This is a genomic window from Streptomyces sp. HUAS 31, assembly GCF_028198125.1.
In the GTDB taxonomy this organism is placed as follows: domain Bacteria; phylum Actinomycetota; class Actinomycetes; order Streptomycetales; family Streptomycetaceae; genus Streptomyces; species Streptomyces chartreusis.
The window spans coordinates 6,564,465-6,580,868 of record NZ_CP116353.1 but is presented as its reverse complement, the minus strand read 5'-3'; the positions used below and the strand labels follow the sequence as shown (position 1 = coordinate 6,580,868).

Genomic DNA, 16,404 nt, shown 5'->3' with positions numbered 1-16,404 from the left:
GAACGACGGCTTTGACTTACCCGCAGTAACTGCGGCCGCGATTACCAAGATTTGGTAAAGCGCGGCCGCTCTGACGCTCTGTCGACAAATCTTTCACTCGCGCAACATGCGCCCGTGCGTTTAGTGACTGGTCAGAACGGGGCTGCCGCCCCGCTCACGGAACCCTCAGAACAGCGCACGCGCCAACGCCCTGCGGGCCGCCGCGACCCGGGGGTCGTCACCGCCCACGACCTCGAAGAGCTCCAGGAGCCGGAGTCGTACGGTGTCCCGGTCGTCACCCACCGTGCGCTGCACGGTCTCGATGAGCCGGCCGAAGGCGTCCTCGACGTGACCGCCCACCAGATCCAGGTCGGCGGCGGCGATCTGCGCCCGGGCGTCGGTGGGCCGGTCGGCGGCCTCCTTGCGCACCTGCTGCGGGTCGGCGCCCTGCACGCGCTGGAGCAACTCGGCCTGAGCGAGCCCCAGTTTCGCCTCCGAGTTCACCGGGTCCTGGCTCAGAACGCTCTTGTAGGCCTGGACGGCACCGGCCAAGTCGCCCGCGTCCAGCGCCTGCACGGCGGCTTCGAGGAGGGCGTCGTAGGGACCTGCCGGCGCGGCGGGGGCGCTCTGGGCGCCGCCCGGCTCGGCGTCCGGGTCGACGGTCAGGCCGGTCAGGCCGAAGCGCTGCTCGGCTACGGCGACGAGCTGGTCGAGCGTCTCGCGGATCTGGGCCTCGCTCGCGGCGCCCTGGAAGAGGGGCAGCGCCTGTCCGGCGACGACCGCGAACACCGCGGGGATCCCCTGCACGCCGAACTGCTGCATCAGCATCTGGTTGGCGTCGACGTCGATCTTGGCGAGGAGGAGGCGGCCGTTGTACTCGACGGCGAGCCGCTCAAGCAGCGGGCTCAGCTGCTTGCAGGGCTCGCACCACTCGGCCCAGAAGTCGATGACGACGGGCACCTCGGCGGAGCGCTGGAGGACCTCGCGCTCGAACCCCGCCTCATCCACATCGATGACGAGGTCGGCGGGCGAGACGGCACCCGCCCCGCCCTGCTGGGCGGCCTGGGCCCGCGCCTGCTCCGCCTTCGCCTTGGCCTCCTGGGCCGCCTTCACCGCGGCGAGGTCGACGACTCCGCTCATGGACATGTTCCGTGGCTGCATGCGTCTATCCTCCCCCGTTCGGCGCGCACTGTGAAAAGCGGTCTGAAAGCCGGGCCCGGCAGGTGCTGTTCGGCGCCGGGTCCCCACCCCACGCCTGTGGTCGTCGCTTTCGCTACGAGTCGTAGCGTAATGGCATCGGGGCCCCGCGGAACACCACCTTCCCGTGATCTCCCTCACGACCGCACACGAACCACCCGGTTATGGTCATGGGATGCAGAGCCGCACCGCCGCCGCCCGTCCGGGACGCCCGCGCAGCGCCGCCGCTGACGCCGCGATCCTGGCGGCGACGCGGGAGGCGCTGGTCGAGCTGGGCTGGTCCAAGCTCACCCTCGGAGACGTGGCCACGCGCGCGGGGGTTGCGAAGACGACCCTGTATCGCCGCTGGTCGGGGAAGAACGAGCTGGTGGTGGACGCGGTCGCCGAGCTCTTCGACGAACTGCGCCTGCCCGACCTCGGCAGCCTCGCCGCGGACATCGAGGGCGTGGTGCTCCAGTTCGCGGCGATCCTGGCCCGGCCGGAGGCAAAAAGTGGCCTGATGGCGGTGGTCGCGGAGTCGACCCGGGACGACGCGCTGCGCGAACGCATCCGCGCGTCCATCGTCGACCGTCAGAAGCGGCTGGTGGTGGAGGGGCGGGCCCGGGCCCAGTGCCGGGGCGAACTGCCGCCGGAGACGGACCCCTCGGAGACCGCGCGCACGGTCGACCTCATCTTCGACATGGTCGCGGGCGCGGTGGTGCACCGCACGCTGGTGAGCAGTCACCCGGCGGACGAGGAGTGGGTGCGCGGCTTCACCCAGGTACTGCTGCTGGGGCTCACGGGAGCCGAGGCGGAGTCCGCCGGGGAGTAGCGGGGAGGGCGGCCGGACCGCCCTCCCTCGGCGCGCGTCAGAAGCCCGCCGGCTCGGTGTACACCCCCCACTCGTCGCGCAGCACGTCGCAGATCTCGCCCAGGGTCGCCTCGGCGCGCACGGCCTCGAGCATCGGCTCGATCATGTTGGCGCCGCTGCGGGCGGCGGCCAGCATGGCGTCCAGCGCGGCGCGCACCGCGGCGTCGTCGCGGGCGGCCTTGCGCGTGGCCAGCACCCGGACCTGCTCGCGCTCCACCTCGTGGCTGACGCGGAGGATCTCCAGGTCACCGGTGACCGACCCGTGGTGGACGTTGACGCCGACGACCCGCTTGTCGCCCTTCTCCAGGGACCGCTGGTACTGGAAGGCGGACTCGGCGATCTCGCCGGTGAACCAGCCGTCCTCGATCCCGCGCAGGATGCCGGAGGTGATCGGCCCGATGGGGTGCTGCCCGTCGGGGTGGGCGCGCAGCCCGCGCTCCTTTATCTGCTCGAAGATCTTCTCGGCGTCGGCCTCGATCCGGTCGGTGAGCTGCTCGACGTACCAGGAACCGCCCAGCGGGTCGGCCACGTTGGCGACGCCGGTCTCCTCCATGAGGACCTGCTGGGTGCGCAGGGCGATCTCGGCGGCCTGCTCGGAGGGCAGCGCGAGCGTCTCGTCGAGGGCGTTGGTGTGCAGCGAGTTCGTCCCGCCGAGCACCGCCGCGAGCGCCTCCACGGCCGTACGCACCACGTTGTTGTACGGCTGCTGCGCGGTCAGCGAGACGCCGGCGGTCTGGGTGTGGAAGCGCAGCCACTGGGCCTTGTCGCTCTTCGCCCCGTACACGTCGCGCATCCAGCGCGCCCAGATGCGGCGGGCGGCCCGGAACTTGGCGATCTCCTCGAAGAAGTCGACGTGGGCGTCGAAGAAGAAGGACAGGCCGGGGGCGAAGACGTCCACGTCGAGGCCGCGGGAGAGGCCCAGCTCGACGTACCCGAATCCGTCCGCCAGCGTGTACGCCAGCTCCTGCGCGGCCGTCGCCCCGGCCTCGCGGATGTGGTACCCGGAGACGGACAGCGGCTTGTAGGCGGGGATGCCGGCCGCGCAGTGCTCCATGAGGTCGCCGATGAGTCGGAGGTGCGGCTCGGGCTGGAAGAGCCACTCCTTCTGGGCGATGTACTCCTTGAAGATGTCGGTCTGGAGCGTGCCGTTGAGGACGCCCGGGTCGACGCCCTGGCGCTCCGCGGCGACCAGGTACATGCAGAAGACGGGCACCGCCGGTCCGCTGATGGTCATGGACGTCGTCACGTCGCCCAGCGGGATGTCCTTGAACAGGACCTCCATGTCGGCGGCCGAGTCGATGGCGACCCCGCAGTGACCGACCTCGCCGAGCGAGCGCGGGTCGTCGGAGTCGCGGCCCATGAGCGTCGGCATGTCGAAGGCGACCGAGAGACCGCCTCCGCCGTTGCCGAGGATCATCTTGTAGCGCTCGTTGGTCTGCTCGGCGTTCCCGAACCCGGCGAACTGCCGGATGGTCCACGTCCGCCCTCGGTAGCCGGTCGGATACAGCCCGCGGGTATAGGGGTACTCCCCGGGCCATCCGATCCGCTCGAAGCCCTCGTACTCGTCACCCGGTCGGGGCCCGTACACCGGCTCCACGGGGTCCCCGGAGAGCGTGGTGAAGTCACCGTCGCGCTTGCGCGCGGCGTCGTACCGGGCCTGCCAGCGGCGGCGGCCCTCCTCGATGGCGTCAGCGTCCATACCTACGAATTTACTAGGACGTCCAAGTAAATGTCGATGGGGGACCGCCGTACGCGTGCGTACGGCGGTGCGGTCAGGCCTTGGCGACGGCCGGGGCAGGCTCCCCGATCAGGGGTTCCACGTCGTGTGTGACTTTGCGCTCTACGAAGAAGGCGGCCAGCGGGATGGTCCCGGAGAGCAGCACCCACAGCAGCTTGCCGAACGACCACTTGGCCTTGGAGCCGAGGTCGAAGGCGAAGACCAGGTAGATGATGTAGAGGAAGCCGTGCACCTGGGAGACGGCGAAGGTGACGTCCTCGCCCATGTCGAAGCCGTACTTGAACACCATGCAGGTGCACAGCACGAGCAGCATGACGGCGGTGACGTAGGCCATCACCCGGTAGCGGGTCAGGACGCTCTTCTTCATGGGGAAGAGCGTAACCACCGGTTCCGGGAGATCTTGCCCCGGGTCAGCTCTCCTCGAAGTCGCGCGCCGAGACCCTGAGGGGGCGCAGCATCGCGAAGATCTCCGCGCACTCCTCGGCGTCGTACGCCCCGAGCCCGAAGTCCATCGCCATCAGGTCGCGGGTGGCCGCCTCGACCACCTCGCGGCCCTTGGCGGTGATCGAGGCGAGCGTGCCGCGCCCGTCGTTGGGGTTGGGCCGCTTGTCCACCAGGCCAGACTTCACCAGCCGGTCCACGGTGTTCGTCACGGACGTGGGGTGCACCATGAGCCGCTCGCCGATCTTGGACATCGGCAGCTCGCCGGCCTTGGAGAAGTTGAGCAGCACCAGCGCCTCGTACCGCGCGAACGTCAGGCCGTAGGGCTTGACCACCGCGTCGACCTCGGCGAGCAGGATCTGCTGGGCGCGCATGATCGAGGTGATGGCGGCCATGGAGGGCACGTTCCCCCAGCGCTGCTTCCAGAGCTCGTCGGCGCGGGCGATGGGATCGAAGGGAAGGCTGAGCGGCTTCGGCACGCGACCGACCTTACCGGCCGGTCACATGCTGGTCAGCCCTGTCTCGCCTTTCGGTCGGTATCGGCACCGCCCGGTGCCGTTGTTCACTGCGCGGCCATCTCCTTCACCTGGAAGACCCCGGTCCAGCGGTCGTCGTGCAGGCAGGCGTTCATCGGCTCGACCAGATTCCGGTGGGCGTCGGCGGTACGCCAGCGCCCGATGGCGTCGAGGTCGGCCCACTCACTGGTGAGCAGCCACTGGGCCGGGTCGTCCAGGGATCGGCACAGCTGTTCGCCGAGGTGCCCGGGGAACCGCTCGGCCCCCGCACGCACGTCCTGGTACGACCGTACGAACTCCGCCTCCATCCCGTCGCGCACGCGCAGCAGCCGGATCACCCGTACCCGCGCCGGGGCCGAGGTCGGCGCGGTCATGACGGGTCGAGGACGACGGGCAGCTCCGCCAGTCCGCGGAAGGCGGGGAACGGCACGGTCATCCAGCGCGCGTCCTCGGGGGCGCCGACGAGGGCCATGCGGGGGTGCCGGGCGAAGAGCGTGCCCAGCGCGATCTGCATCTCCAGCCGGGCCAGGGGCGCGCCGACGCAGTAGTGCGGGCCGTAGCCGAAGGCGAGGTGCGTGGCCTGGACGTTCGGGCGCTTCACGTCCAGCTCGTTCGGGGCGCTGAACATCTCCGGGTCGCGGTTGGCACCGGTGATCGAGATCTGCACGAGCGCGCCCTTGGGGATGAGCGTGTCCCGGATGACGACGTCTTCCTTCGCGTGCCGGAACGTGGAGTTCTCCACCGAGGTCTCGAACCGGAAGATCTCCTCGATGGCCGCGTTCATCGCGCTCGCGTCCCGCAGCGCGAGCTCCTTCTGGTCCGGCCGGCTGAGCAGGTGGTAGACCGCGTTCCCGATCTGGTACGCCGTCGACTTGTGGCCCGCGAAGAGCAGGACCCACGCAGTCGAGACGAGTTCGTGGTCGGTGAGCGAGCCCTCCTGGTCCTGGGCGGTGACCAGCGCGCTGAGCAGACCGCCGTCCGGCTCGCTGCGCTTGCGCGCGCACAGGTCCACCAGATAGTCGCGCAGATTTCCCTCGGCGATCTCCAGTTTGGCGCGCGCCTCCGGACCGAATCCGGTCTGTGCGACGGTGGCGGACCATTCCTGTGCCTGTTTCCGCTCGTTCTCCGGAACGCCCAGGAGTTCACAGATCACCTGGAGCGGAAGCGGGAAACAGAATTCCGGGAGGAGATTCACCGGCCCGGTCGTCGGGCACCGGTCGAGCAGTTCGTCGGTGATCTGCTGGACGCGCGTCCGCAGCGATTCCACCCGCTTCGGGGTGAAGGTGTTGCCGACGATCCGGCGGAGCCTGGTGTGCTTCGGCGGGTCGGAGAAGAGCATGTTGTCGTCCAGCGCGATCGACGAGTCACCGAAGATGCGGTGGTAGGCGTCGATGGCGCCGTACATGTCCTTGCTCAGCCGCGGGTCGGCGAGCGCGGCACGGGCGTCGTCATAACGCGTGATCAGGTACGTCTGCACCCCGTGCGGCGGCGACAGCGGGCACACGGGCGCGCTCTCGCGCAGCGCGGCGTAGACGGGGTGCGGGTTGGCGCGGAACTCCCGGCTGCACGACGAGGCCGCTGCCGCGGCCTCTTCGGGCGACAGTGCCTCGGATTCCTCGGATGCGAACGCTTGCGTCATGACTGGTCCCCGGGTCGGCGTGAATTTCGGTCGGTCAGAGCCACCGTTTCCCGGGCCGTACCGCGCCGCAAACGGCGCTGCGCCATATGGGTCGGCTCGCCGCAACACGTATATGTGGCAGCCCGACTTGGTAAACATCGACCTCGTGAGCGGACACCAAGCGGAATCTGTACCAGTTCTCATCGTCGGCGGATCCCTGGTGGGTCTTTCCACTTCGGTTTTCCTGGGCCGCCTCGGTATCGAGCACATGCTCGTGGAACGCCATGCCGCGACATCGACGCACCCACGTGGCCGCGGCAACAACGTGCGCACCATGGAGATCTACCGGACCGCCGGTCTGGAGTCACGCATCCGGGACGCGGCCCGCGTCCTGTCCGGCAACGACGGCATCCTTCAGGTGGACACCCTTGCCGGGGAGCAGCGCCGCTGGATCATCGGGGACATCTCCGGCGGCATGGACATCTCCCGGGTGAGTTCCTCGGACTGGTGCCTGTGCAGCCAGAACGATCTCGAACCGGTGCTGCTTGACTACACCCGCGAGCAGGGTGCCGACATCCGCTTCCACTCGGAGCTGCTCTCCTTCGCCGAGCACGGGGACGGCGTCGAGGCCCGGATCAGGAACCGCGACACCGGTGAGACGTACACGGTGAACGCCCAGTACCTGGTGGCCGCCGACGGACCCCGCAGCCCCATCCGGGGCCACCTGGGCATCGGCCAGTCGGGGCCGGGCGAGCTGTTCCACAACGTCAGCGTCACGTTCCGCAGCAGGGCCCTGAAGGACCACGTCGGAAAGAAACGATTCGTCGTCTGCTACGTCACCGACCCGGAGGGCGAGGGCGCCCTGCTGCCGGTGGACAACGAGGAACGCTGGGTGATCCACGTGCCCTGGCGCCCCGACCGGCGCGAGGAGCTGGAGGACTTCACCGACGAACGGCTCGCGGCACACATCCGAGCCGCCGTCGGCGTCCCCGACATCGACGTCGAGATCACCGGCAAGGCACCCTGGCACGCCTCCAAGCGGGTCGCCGACAGCTACGGCGAGGGCCGGGTCTTCCTGGCCGGCGACTCGGCCCACGAGATGCCGCCCACCGGGGCTTTCGGCTCGAACACCGGTATCCAGGACGGCCACAACCTCGCCTGGAAGCTCGCCGCGGTGCTGCACGGCTGGGCCTGCCCTTCGCTGCTCGACAGCTATGAGCTCGAACGCCGGCCCGTCGCCCTCGCGACCGGCACGCGCGCGTGCGTGCAGGCGGCCGACGAGCAGCACCCGGGCTTCTCCCCCGGCGCCGGACGCAACGACGATCCGGGGGACCTGATGACGGTCGCCCTGTGCTACCGCTACGCGTCCACCGCCGTGGTCGGCGCCCCGCCGGAGCGGCCGATCGTCCCCGACGCCTTCCAGCTCGGCGGCGAGCCGGGAAGCCGCGCGCCCCACATGTGGGTCATGCGAGGCGGCACCAGGATCTCCACGCTCGATCTGTACGAGCGCTCCTTCGTGCTGCTCGCCGGGTCCGGCGGGCAGAAGTGGCGGACCGCCGTGGAGCGGGCCTCCGCGAACCTGGGCGTCCCCATCGAGGCGTACCTGGTGGGAACGGGCCCCGATCACGACCTGGTCCCCGAACCGGACGCCGACTGGGCGGAGCTGCACGGCACGTCCGAGGACGGTGCCGTGCTGATGCGCCCCGACGGCTTCGTGGCCTGGCGGGCGGACGCGGCGATGCCGGACGCCGATCGCGTGCTGACGAACGTGATGCAGGGCGTGCTCTGCCGGGACTGAACCCCACGGGCCTGCGCCGCGCCGGAGGCCCACGCTCCCCTCTCCCCTTTCGACACCCCACCCCGAGGACGTTGTTATGAGCCTTGCCGGACGCATCGACGTCCACCATCACTTCACCGCCCCGGCCTGGCTGGACTGGGCGGAGGCACGAGGTGCGGTCAGCCGCGACAAGCTGCCCTGGTGGACCCGCTGGGACGTGAACGCGGCACTGGAGGTCATGGACAAGACGGGGATCGGCACCTCCGTCATGACCGTCGCGATGCTGGGCCGGCTGCGGGAGCGCGCCGAGCGCCAGGAGAGCGCCCGGGTCGCCCTGGGGGCGGCGGCCGAAGTCGTCGAGGCCCACCCCGGCCGGTTCGCCTTCTTCACGCCCGTCTTCCTCGACGACCTGGAGCTGTCCTCGTGGAGCGTGCGGCACGGCCTCGACGAGCTCGGCGCCATCGGGGTGAGCACGCGCACCAGCATGGACGGCGTCTTCCTCGGCGACGAGTCGCACGACCGGCTGCTCCAGGAGCTCAACGAGCGGCACGCCGTCATCAGCACGCACCCCATGGACGTGCCGGCCGGCAAGGACGGCGCCGCGGGGCTGCCCGGGATGCCGCCCTTCGTGTGCGACTTCCTGCTGGACACCACGCGCGCGGCCATCAACCTCATCCGCAACGGCACCCTGGACCGCTACCCGAACCTGAGCTTCATCCTTCCGCACGGCGGGGGCTTCCTCCCCTACATGGCCACCCGGCTCGACCTGTTCGGCGGGCGGATCACACCCCCGATCGAGCCCGGCCGGGTCCGTGACCATCTGCACCGGTTCTACTTCGACACCGCGGGCCCCATGTCCCCCTCGGCCACGCCCACGCTGCTGGCGACGGTCGACCCGGACCGCATCCTGTTCGGCACCGACTGGCCGCCCACGCCCTCCCACGTCATCGTCGACAGCGTGGTGCCCGCCCTGGACGGCGACGCCTGTCTGTCGGAGGAACTGCTGCAGGGCATCAACCGGGAGAACGCGCTGCGCCTGATGCCGTCGCTCGCGCGGCGGTAGCCGGACGAACGAAGGAGGCCGCCGCCCGGGTTCCGGGCGGCGGCCTCCTGGCGTTCGGTCAGTGCTTCTCCCAGTGGTAGAAGCACCGGGCCATCGCGTCCTTCGGGCTGCGCCAGGTCTCCGGGTCGTAGGGGCTGACGAAGGGTTCGAGCCGCTTGCTGATGCCGACGAACTCGGGGTGCCCCGCCACCTTGGCGATCGCCGGTCCCGGGTCCTGGTCGGACTCGATGAAGTGCATGTACACATCGCCGAACTGGAACAGGGAGCGCTGCCGCACGCCGACGAGGTGGGGGAGTTCGCCGCTGTCGGAGTCCGCGAAGACACCGGCGATGTCCTTGGCCGAGTGCGGGGACATCCTGGCGACGATCAGGCCGTGGTGCATGCCGCCTCCACACGGTCGCGGATGAGGGCCAGCTGGATGGGCGAGTTGCGGTTGATGATGTCCGTCATCCCGGCGTCGTCGACCGGCGCCTCGGGCTTCATGGCGAAGTCCTGCGTCCAGTGCATCCGGGTGCCGGCCGGCGTCTCCTCGTACTCCCAGACGATGTCCATGAAGGCGAAGGGTCCGGTCTCGACGCGGCGGGCCCGCACGATGCGCTTCTCGCGGTCGGCGGTCCGTTCCGAGACCCAGCTCCAGACCTTGCCGTTCTCGTCGGGGTGCATGGTCAGTCGGAAGGTCACCGTGTCGCCCTCGCGGGAGAGCACCTCGCAGGAGGCGTACTCGCTGAACAGCTGCGGCCAGCGGTCCAGGTCGTTCGTCATGTCCCAGACGAGGTCGAAGGGGGCGGCGATGGTGATCTCGTTCTCGGTGTGTCCGGGCACTTCAGGCTCCTGTCGTGAGGGCGCCGTTGACGAGGTCGAGGAAGGCGCGGGGGCTCTTGCAGCGCTCGGCGTCGGTGGGCAGCGCCCGCCCGTGCCGGTTCTCCAGCTCGCCGACGATGCCGAGGAGGCCGAGCGAGTCCAGTCCGAACTCGCCGAAGGGGGCGTCCGCCCGGCTCTTCAGCTCCTTCGGGTCGACGGTCACGCCGGCGCCCTTCTTCATCAGCGCGGCCAGGTCCGCGAAGGTCACTTGGTTCACTTCGGTGGTCATGAGGGTTCTCCTTGTCTTTCTAGGCGTCCTTCGCCGGGCCCCGGCGAAGGACCAGTGCCGCGTTGGAGCCCATGAGTCCCCTGCTGAGGACCAGGGCCGTGCGCAGCTCGGCCGGGCGTGCCGTGGCGGTCACCAGGTCGATGTCGTGGCAGATGTCGAAGACACCCGGCGTCGGCGGGATCTGCCCGTGCTCCATGGCCTGCACCGCGGCCACGATGTCCAGCAGCGGCGCGCCGCAGTACGACCGCCCGATGCCGGCCTTCGGGGCCGTGACCGGCACGCGGGTGCCGTGCGGGCCGAGGGCGTCGGCGAGGGCGAGCGCCTCGGCGCGGTCGGCCTCGGGGACGCCGAGCGCGTCGGCGAAGACCACGTCGATCTCCTCCGGGGCGCAGCCGGCCTCGTCGAGGGCACCGCGGATGGCGTGCGCGAGCCCCTCTCGCGACCGGTCCCAGCGCGAGGCGCCGGTGAAGGTGGCGGCGTGTCCGGCGACGGTGGCGCGGACCGCCGTGCCCCGGCGCCGGGCCCGCTCCAGGTCCTCCACGACCAGCACGGCACCGCCCTCGGCGGGTACGAAGCCGCAGGCCGCCGAGGTGAAGGGGCGGTAGGCGCGGGCCGGGTCCTCGACGGTGCTGAGCTCGCGGTAGCCGAGCTGGCAGACCCCCGAGTACGGGGCGAGCGGGGCCTCGGCGGCGCCGACGACGACCACGTCCGTGCCACGGGCGACGAACCGGGCGGCGTGCGCGACGGCGTCCAGGCCGCCCGCCTCGTCGCTGGCCACCACACCACAGGGGCCCTTGAAGCCCTTGCGGATGGATATCTGGCCGGTGCTGGCCGCGTAGAACCAGGCGATGGACTGGTACGGCCCGACGAACCGGGAGCCCTGGCCCCACAGCTTCTGGAGTTCGCGCTGGCCGAACTCGCCGCCGCCGGACCCGGCCGCGGTGACGACGCCGACGGAGTACGGGGCGTCGGCCCAGGCGTCCTGGGCGAGTCCCGCGTCCTTCAGGGCGGCGTCGGCGGCCGCGAGCGCGAAGTGGGTGAACTTGTCGGTCTGGACGAGGAAGGTCTCCTCGATCAGCGCCGTCGGGTCGAATCCCCGTACCTCGCCGGCGACGCGGAGCGGCAGGTGCTCGCAGCCCTCCCGGGTGACCCGGTCCAGGACGCTCGCGCCCTCCTTGACGTTCTTCCAGTACGTGTCGGCGTGCAGGCCGTTCGGGGCGACCACGCCGATGCCCGTGACGGCTGTCCGCCGGGCGCGTGGACCACTCATCGTCGACTCCTCCCACTCTGCCCCGTCAGGAGCACCGCGGACTGGAACCCGCCGAAGCCGCTGCCCACGGAGAGCACGTTGTCGAGCCGGCGGGAGCGCGCGGTGCGCGGGACGTAGTCCAGGTCGCACTCGGGGTCCGGGGTCTCGTAGTTGGCCGTCGGCGGCACCACCTGCCGGGCCAGCGCGAGGACACAGGCCACGACCTCGATCGCGCCGATCGCGCCCAGCGAGTGGCCCACCATGGACTTGATGGAGCTCATGGGCGTCTCGTAGGCGTGCGAGCCCAGGGACTTCTTCACTGCTGCGGTCTCGTGCCGGTCGTTCTGGCGGGTGCCGGAGCCGTGCGCGTTGACGTAGTCGATCTCCGTCGGGTTCACGCGCGCGTGGTCGAGCGCCTCGTCGATGGCCCTCGCCATCTCCAGGCCCTCACTGGTCAGACCGGTCATGTGGTAGGCGTTGCCGAAGGTGGCGTAGCCGCCGATCTCGCAGTAGACGTGCGCGCCGCGGGCGCGTGCGTGCTCCAGGTCCTCCAGTACGAGGACGGCCGCGCCCTCGCCCATCACGAAGCCGTCGCGGTGGGCGTCGAAGGGGCGGGAGGCGTGCTCCGGGTCGTCGTTGTTGGGCGACGTGGCCTTGATGGCGTCGAAGCAGGCCATGGTGATCGGGGAGATCGGGGAGTCCGAGGCCCCGGCGAGGCAGATGTCGGCGCGCCCGTCCTCGATGGTGTGGAAGGCGTAGCCCACGGCGTCGAGCCCGGACGTGCAGCCGGTGGACACGGTCTGCACCGGGCCCTGGGCGCCGAACCGTTCGGCGACGTCGGCCGCCAGCGTGCTGGGCGAGAACGCCCGGTGCAGCTGGGGCTCGGCGGCGCGATGGTCGACGTCCCAGCGCTGTCCGCCCGCGCTGACCAGGACGTAGTCGTGCTCCAGCCGGGTGGTGCCGCCCACCGCGCTGCCCAGGGACACGGCAACGCGCCAGGGGTCCTCCGCGGCGAAGTCGACGCCGCTGTCGGTGACGGCCTCCTGGGCCGCGGCCAGGGCGAACTGTATGTACCGGTCTGCACGTTCGCCGATGTCGGCGTCGAGGCCGTGCGCGAGCGGGTCGAAGTCGCACTCGGCGGCTATCCGCGAGCGCAGGCCCTCGGGGTCGAACAGGGTGATGCCGCGGGTCGCCGTACGGCCGTTGGACAGGAGGTCCCAGAACGCCGGGACCCCGATCCCGCCGGGGGCGACCACACCTATGCCGGTGACCGCCACGCGCCGCCGGGTCATGACAGCACCCCTGGGCGTTCCGGCTGCGCGCCCTCCGCCTGGACGAGCGGGTAGGGCTTGACGTCGTCGCTGATCTCCGGGGCCTCGGTGTCCACGTGGCCGAGCTTCGGGTTGGGCGCCAGCGGGCTCAGATGGAAGATCATCCGGGCTTCCTCGTCACCGACGTTGCGGAAGCGGTGCCGCATGTCGATGGGGATCATGAGGCCCTGGTCGGCACGGAGAGGAAACGTTTCGCCATCCAGGTCGACCTCAAGCCGGCCCTCGACGACGTAGATGAACTCCTCGGAGTACGGGTGGTAGTGCTCGCTGATGCGTTCGCCGGGCCGCATGATGGCCAGGCCCATGAAGCCGCTCGTCGCACCCACCGTGACAGGGGTGAGCAGGGTGCGAAGGTCGCCGCCGCGCTTGCGGTTGGGCTCGATCTCGTTGAGGTCCACGACGCGCGGGCGCATCTTGTCCATGGTCTTGTCTCCAGGTCGTTCGATGAGGTGTCGGTCCCCGCGCCGTCAGGACTGCGCGGCCCTGCGGTCGGTGATCAGCGCCATGCCGGCGTGCGCCAGGAGGCGGTTGGCGTCCCGTGCGCCGGTGAGCTGTCCGGTGACGCCGAGCGCCTCGCCGTCCAGCAGACGGGCCAGAACGGCGGCCTTCCTGGGGCCTTGGATGCCGAGCGCCATCACCGGATCGGTCTCGGGATCGCCCTGTACGTCGATGAGGCGGACGACGATGTCCTCGCGCTGGAAGACGGTGCTGCGGTGGACGGGGGACGCGGGGTCGGCCGCGGCCGCCTCGTCCTGCCGGGCGAGCAGCCGGGCCAGCGCCATCCCGCAGCCCTGTTTGGCCGGGTAGTACAGGGCCTCGCGCCTGAGGTCGCCGGGTTCCGGGCCGCCGCGCGCCACGTGGTGGACGGGCGGCATGGCGGCACGGATGAAGAAGTTCCGCGCGGACTCGGGATCGGTCAGGTCCCGGTCCTGCTCCAGATAGGGGTTGATGGCCTCCTCGACGGCCCGCACCTCGGGCTGGCGGGAGACATGGCGCAGCGCCGCGGTCAGGTCGCCCTCCACCTCGACGGTGCGCACCACCCGGTTGCCGTGCATGAACAGGGTGGTGCGGCGCAGCCGCGTGGTGGCGTCGACGCGGGACTCCGGCGGCGCGTACCCGGCGAGGATCTCGGCGACCTTGGACTCGGAGCCGGGCTTGACGGTGAAGGTCAGGGCATGGCGGATCACGCCGTCGCCCTCGCGCGGCGCCGACTGCAGTGCGCCGGCCCGGGGCCGGTCGACGCCGGTCTCGCGGACGATGCCGTAGCGCATCGAGCGCAGTTCCTTGACGCACCTCTGCAGCGGCCGGACCGTCTCGAGGTGATCGTCGCTGTTCACCCAGGCGAGGTACGGCGGGGCGGTCTCCCATTCGCTCGTGATGACCCACTGGGAGGGGTTCTCCACGGACTGGCACACCTGGTCACCGAGGTGACCGGGAACCGAGGCGACACGGTCACGCATCTGCTCGTACGCGTCCAGGAACTGTTGCTGGGCACCCTCGTGGAGGTCGACGAGCAGGAGGACGCGCATCCTGGAGCCGTCGAACGCCGACTGGGACGTGTAGGGCGAAGTGGTCATCCGGCAGACCCTTCCTTCGCGGGAGCAAGTGGCGGCCGTCCCTGTCCACCAGCGCGAACGTGGGTTTCGGCCCTGAGCCTTCATCGTGGGTCAGGGCCTTTGGGTCCGCGAGCCACGCGGGCCAATTGAGGGAACTGCCCGCCGGGCAGGCCGGGATGCGTGTCCATGAGCACATCCGGATGACGCCGGACGCCGGCTCCCGCCCGGCCCCGGAAACACCGAAGTCCCCGCACATGGCGGGGACTTGGGGACAGGCACGGGTCGCGGGGCCGCCGGACGGCTCCCGCGCCCGCCTACTCGGCGAGGTGGCGCTCGACCGTCTCCACCTTGGAGGTGAGGCCGTCCGTCACACCGGGACGGATGTCCGCCTTGAGGACCAGGGACACCCGCGGCGCCCGCGCCTCTACGGCGGCGACGGCACGCCGGACGACGTCCATGACCTCGTCCCAGTCGCCCTCGACGGAGGTGAACATCGCGTCGGTGCGGTTGGGCAGACCCGACTCGCGGACCACTCGGACGGCGTCGGCGACGTACTCCCCCACGTCCTCGCCGACGCCGAGCGGCGTCACGGAAAACGCGACGATCATGCGCCCACGACCCCTTCCTTGCGGGCCCGGGAGGCGATGACCGCGTCCTCGGCCTCACGCCGGAGCCTGCGGTCGGCGAAGAAGCCGCCGGTCGGCAGGACGGAGAGGACGAAGTAGAGGGCCGCGGTCTTCAGCGGCCACTTGGTGCGGTTCCAGGCGTCCGCCCAGAAGATCACGTACAGGACGAAGAGCACGCCGTGGACCATGCCCATCACGGGCACCGCGTTGAAGTCCGTGGTCCGCTTCAGCACCGAGCAGACGAGCAGGAGCAGGAACGACACCGCCTCGGGGGCCGAGACGAGGCGGAGGCGGCGGAGGGCGGTGGCGGTCTTGATGTCCACGGGTCACCTTCGGTGGGGTCGGTCGGGAGAGACGTCGGTCGGCTCGGCTCAGCTTGTGAACGCAAGCACAAACGCTCGTCCATTGTGGCAAACCCCTGCCGGTGCTCCGGGCCCGGGGTCCGGGAGGGTGACAAGGACGTCGATCAGCTGCACGCCTCCCTCTCCCCCGGCAAGCAGAGCGAGCCGGAGGAGCGGCGCAGCGCCCTGGTGATGCGGGGCTACGAGGAGGACGGGGAGGACGGGGAGGACGGGGCGCCACCGAGGTCGACGGTGGACCTGCGCGGCGGGACGGCCGTCATCCGGCTGCGAATGGACGAAACCTGCCGAGCCGGGACCTAAGGGTCCCCTCAGGGGTGAAAGTCAACCTTTGGGATCTGTCGGTGGCGGGCACCCGCGGTTTACCTTCGCTCCGTGGCGATGTTCCGACTCCAGGGCAGCAAGGTGCTCGCCGTCGACATGACCGGGGACGCCGTGAAGGCGAAGAACGGCTCGATGGTCGCGTACGACGGGCAGATGGCCTTCAAGAAGATGAGCGGCGGCGGTGAGGGTCTGCGCGGCATGGTGACCCGGCGCCTGACCGGTGAGCAGATGACGGTGATGGAGGTGAAGGGGCACGGGACGTGCTGGTTCGCGGACCGTGCCTCCGAGATCAACCTCGTGAACCTCCAGGGCGACAAGCTGTACGTCGAGTCGAGCAACCTGCTCGCGACCGACGCGGGGCTGCGCACCGGCACGTCCTTCACGGGGCTGCGCGGCGCCTCCCAGGGCAACGGCCTGTTCACCACCACCGTCGAGGGGCACGGGCAGGCGGCGCTCATGTCGGACGGACCGGCCGTGGTGCTGCGGGTCAGCGCGCAGTACCCGCTGACCGTGGACCCGGGTGCCTATGTGGCCCACCAGGGGAATCTGCGGCAGTCCTTCCAGTCCGGTGTGACGTTCCGCACGCTCATGGGCGAGGGCGGGGGCGAGGCCTTCCAGATCCGGTTCGAGGGGGACGGTCTGGTGTACGTACAGCCGAGCGAGCGGAACACGATCGCGGGGGACGTGTGAC

20 protein-coding genes are annotated in these 16,404 nt (G+C 70.5%); 5 read left to right on the top strand and 15 right to left on the bottom strand.

Translation table 11 applies throughout. The features are described 5' to 3' along the window. Positions 1 to 165: 165 nt before the first annotated feature. Positions 166 to 1,140, bottom strand: coding sequence for a tetratricopeptide repeat protein (locus PGH47_RS29465; protein ID WP_093747309.1), 975 nt, complete (start codon positions 1,138 to 1,140; stop codon positions 166 to 168). Positions 1,141 to 1,351: 211 nt separating this feature from the next. On the opposite strand from PGH47_RS29465, the gene PGH47_RS29460 reads away from it, so the two are divergent. Beyond that, a complete protein-coding gene (locus PGH47_RS29460) occupies positions 1,352 to 1,987 on the top strand; it encodes a TetR/AcrR family transcriptional regulator (protein ID WP_271665891.1) in 636 nt (211 codons plus the stop codon). 37 nt (positions 1,988 to 2,024) lie between these two features. Here PGH47_RS29460 and PGH47_RS29455 read toward each other — a convergent pair whose 3' ends face one another. The 5 genes from PGH47_RS29455 to PGH47_RS29435 form a co-directional block, all read right to left on the bottom strand. After that, the gene (locus PGH47_RS29455) at positions 2,025 to 3,725 is read right to left on the bottom strand and encodes an acyl-CoA mutase large subunit family protein (RefSeq protein ID WP_271665890.1); all 1,701 of its coding nucleotides are present in this window, start codon (positions 3,723 to 3,725) and stop codon (positions 2,025 to 2,027) included. A gap of 73 nt (positions 3,726 to 3,798) precedes the next feature. Further along, positions 3,799 to 4,131, bottom strand: coding sequence for a DUF3817 domain-containing protein (locus tag PGH47_RS29450; protein WP_107902692.1), 333 nt, complete (start codon positions 4,129 to 4,131; stop codon positions 3,799 to 3,801). A 43-nt stretch (positions 4,132 to 4,174) separates the two neighbouring features. Further along, a complete protein-coding gene (locus PGH47_RS29445; RefSeq protein ID WP_271665889.1) occupies positions 4,175 to 4,684 on the bottom strand; it encodes a MarR family winged helix-turn-helix transcriptional regulator in 510 nt (169 codons plus the stop codon). Between the two features lie 83 nt (positions 4,685 to 4,767). Beyond that, positions 4,768 to 5,094 carry an antibiotic biosynthesis monooxygenase family protein gene (locus PGH47_RS29440; protein WP_126899575.1) on the bottom strand — a complete coding sequence of 109 codons (327 nt, stop codon included), beginning with the start codon at positions 5,092 to 5,094 and terminating at the stop codon, positions 4,768 to 4,770. Then, a complete protein-coding gene (locus tag PGH47_RS29435) occupies positions 5,091 to 6,359 on the bottom strand; it encodes a cytochrome P450 family protein (RefSeq protein ID WP_271665888.1) in 1,269 nt (422 codons plus the stop codon). Before PGH47_RS29435 ends, PGH47_RS29440 begins: the two co-directional genes overlap by 4 nt. Positions 6,360 to 6,471: 112 nt before the next feature. On the opposite strand from PGH47_RS29435, the gene PGH47_RS29430 reads away from it, so the two are divergent. Further along, positions 6,472 to 8,136: an FAD-dependent oxidoreductase gene (locus PGH47_RS29430; protein ID WP_271665887.1), complete on the top strand. Its 1,665-nt coding sequence runs from the start codon at positions 6,472 to 6,474 to the stop codon at positions 8,134 to 8,136. Between the two features lie 76 nt (positions 8,137 to 8,212). Further along, positions 8,213 to 9,178: an amidohydrolase family protein gene (locus tag PGH47_RS29425; RefSeq protein WP_126899578.1), complete on the top strand. Its 966-nt coding sequence runs from the start codon at positions 8,213 to 8,215 to the stop codon at positions 9,176 to 9,178. A 58-nt stretch (positions 9,179 to 9,236) separates the two neighbouring features. On the opposite strand, the gene PGH47_RS29420 is transcribed toward PGH47_RS29425, so the two are convergent. From PGH47_RS29420 to PGH47_RS29380, 9 genes are all read right to left on the bottom strand, one after another. Continuing rightward, on the bottom strand, positions 9,237 to 9,560 hold the full coding sequence (locus PGH47_RS29420; RefSeq protein ID WP_030950667.1) for a TcmI family type II polyketide cyclase: 324 nt from the start codon (positions 9,558 to 9,560) through the stop codon (positions 9,237 to 9,239). Then, on the bottom strand, positions 9,545 to 10,000 hold the full coding sequence (locus PGH47_RS29415; protein ID WP_107902704.1) for an SRPBCC family protein: 456 nt from the start codon (positions 9,998 to 10,000) through the stop codon (positions 9,545 to 9,547). Before PGH47_RS29415 ends, PGH47_RS29420 begins: the two co-directional genes overlap by 16 nt. 1 nt (position 10,001) lies before the next feature. Beyond that, positions 10,002 to 10,268 carry an acyl carrier protein gene (locus PGH47_RS29410; RefSeq protein WP_271665886.1) on the bottom strand — a complete coding sequence of 89 codons (267 nt, stop codon included), beginning with the start codon at positions 10,266 to 10,268 and terminating at the stop codon, positions 10,002 to 10,004. A 19-nt stretch (positions 10,269 to 10,287) separates the two neighbouring features. Continuing rightward, positions 10,288 to 11,538, bottom strand: a complete 1,251-nt coding sequence (locus tag PGH47_RS29405; RefSeq protein WP_271665885.1) for a ketosynthase chain-length factor — start codon at positions 11,536 to 11,538, stop codon at positions 10,288 to 10,290. Continuing rightward, complete coding sequence (locus tag PGH47_RS29400; protein WP_271665884.1) at positions 11,535 to 12,809, bottom strand: beta-ketoacyl-[acyl-carrier-protein] synthase family protein; 1,275 nt, start codon at positions 12,807 to 12,809, stop codon at positions 11,535 to 11,537. Before PGH47_RS29400 ends, PGH47_RS29405 begins: the two co-directional genes overlap by 4 nt. Then, positions 12,806 to 13,270 carry a cupin domain-containing protein gene (locus tag PGH47_RS29395; RefSeq protein WP_107902711.1) on the bottom strand — a complete coding sequence of 155 codons (465 nt, stop codon included), beginning with the start codon at positions 13,268 to 13,270 and terminating at the stop codon, positions 12,806 to 12,808. The genes PGH47_RS29400 and PGH47_RS29395 overlap by 4 nt, the downstream gene beginning before the upstream one ends. Before the next feature lie 45 nt (positions 13,271 to 13,315). Beyond that, entirely contained in the window at positions 13,316 to 14,425 is a 1,110-nt protein-coding gene (locus tag PGH47_RS29390; protein ID WP_271665883.1) for a SchA/CurD-like domain-containing protein, read from the bottom strand. Positions 14,426 to 14,718: 293 nt separating this feature from the next. Beyond that, entirely contained in the window at positions 14,719 to 15,012 is a 294-nt protein-coding gene (locus PGH47_RS29385; RefSeq protein ID WP_126899585.1) for an MTH1187 family thiamine-binding protein, read from the bottom strand. Continuing rightward, positions 15,009 to 15,353 carry a DUF3817 domain-containing protein gene (locus tag PGH47_RS29380; protein WP_271665882.1) on the bottom strand — a complete coding sequence of 115 codons (345 nt, stop codon included), beginning with the start codon at positions 15,351 to 15,353 and terminating at the stop codon, positions 15,009 to 15,011. The genes PGH47_RS29385 and PGH47_RS29380 overlap by 4 nt, the downstream gene beginning before the upstream one ends. Before the next feature lie 84 nt (positions 15,354 to 15,437). Between PGH47_RS29380 and PGH47_RS29375 the strand changes: the two genes are divergently transcribed. Next, complete coding sequence (locus PGH47_RS29375; protein WP_376054267.1) at positions 15,438 to 15,692, top strand: DUF6191 domain-containing protein; 255 nt, start codon at positions 15,438 to 15,440, stop codon at positions 15,690 to 15,692. A 78-nt stretch (positions 15,693 to 15,770) separates the two neighbouring features. After that, a complete protein-coding gene (locus PGH47_RS29370; protein ID WP_030950116.1) occupies positions 15,771 to 16,403 on the top strand; it encodes an AIM24 family protein in 633 nt (210 codons plus the stop codon). Position 16,404 lies beyond the last annotated feature (1 nt).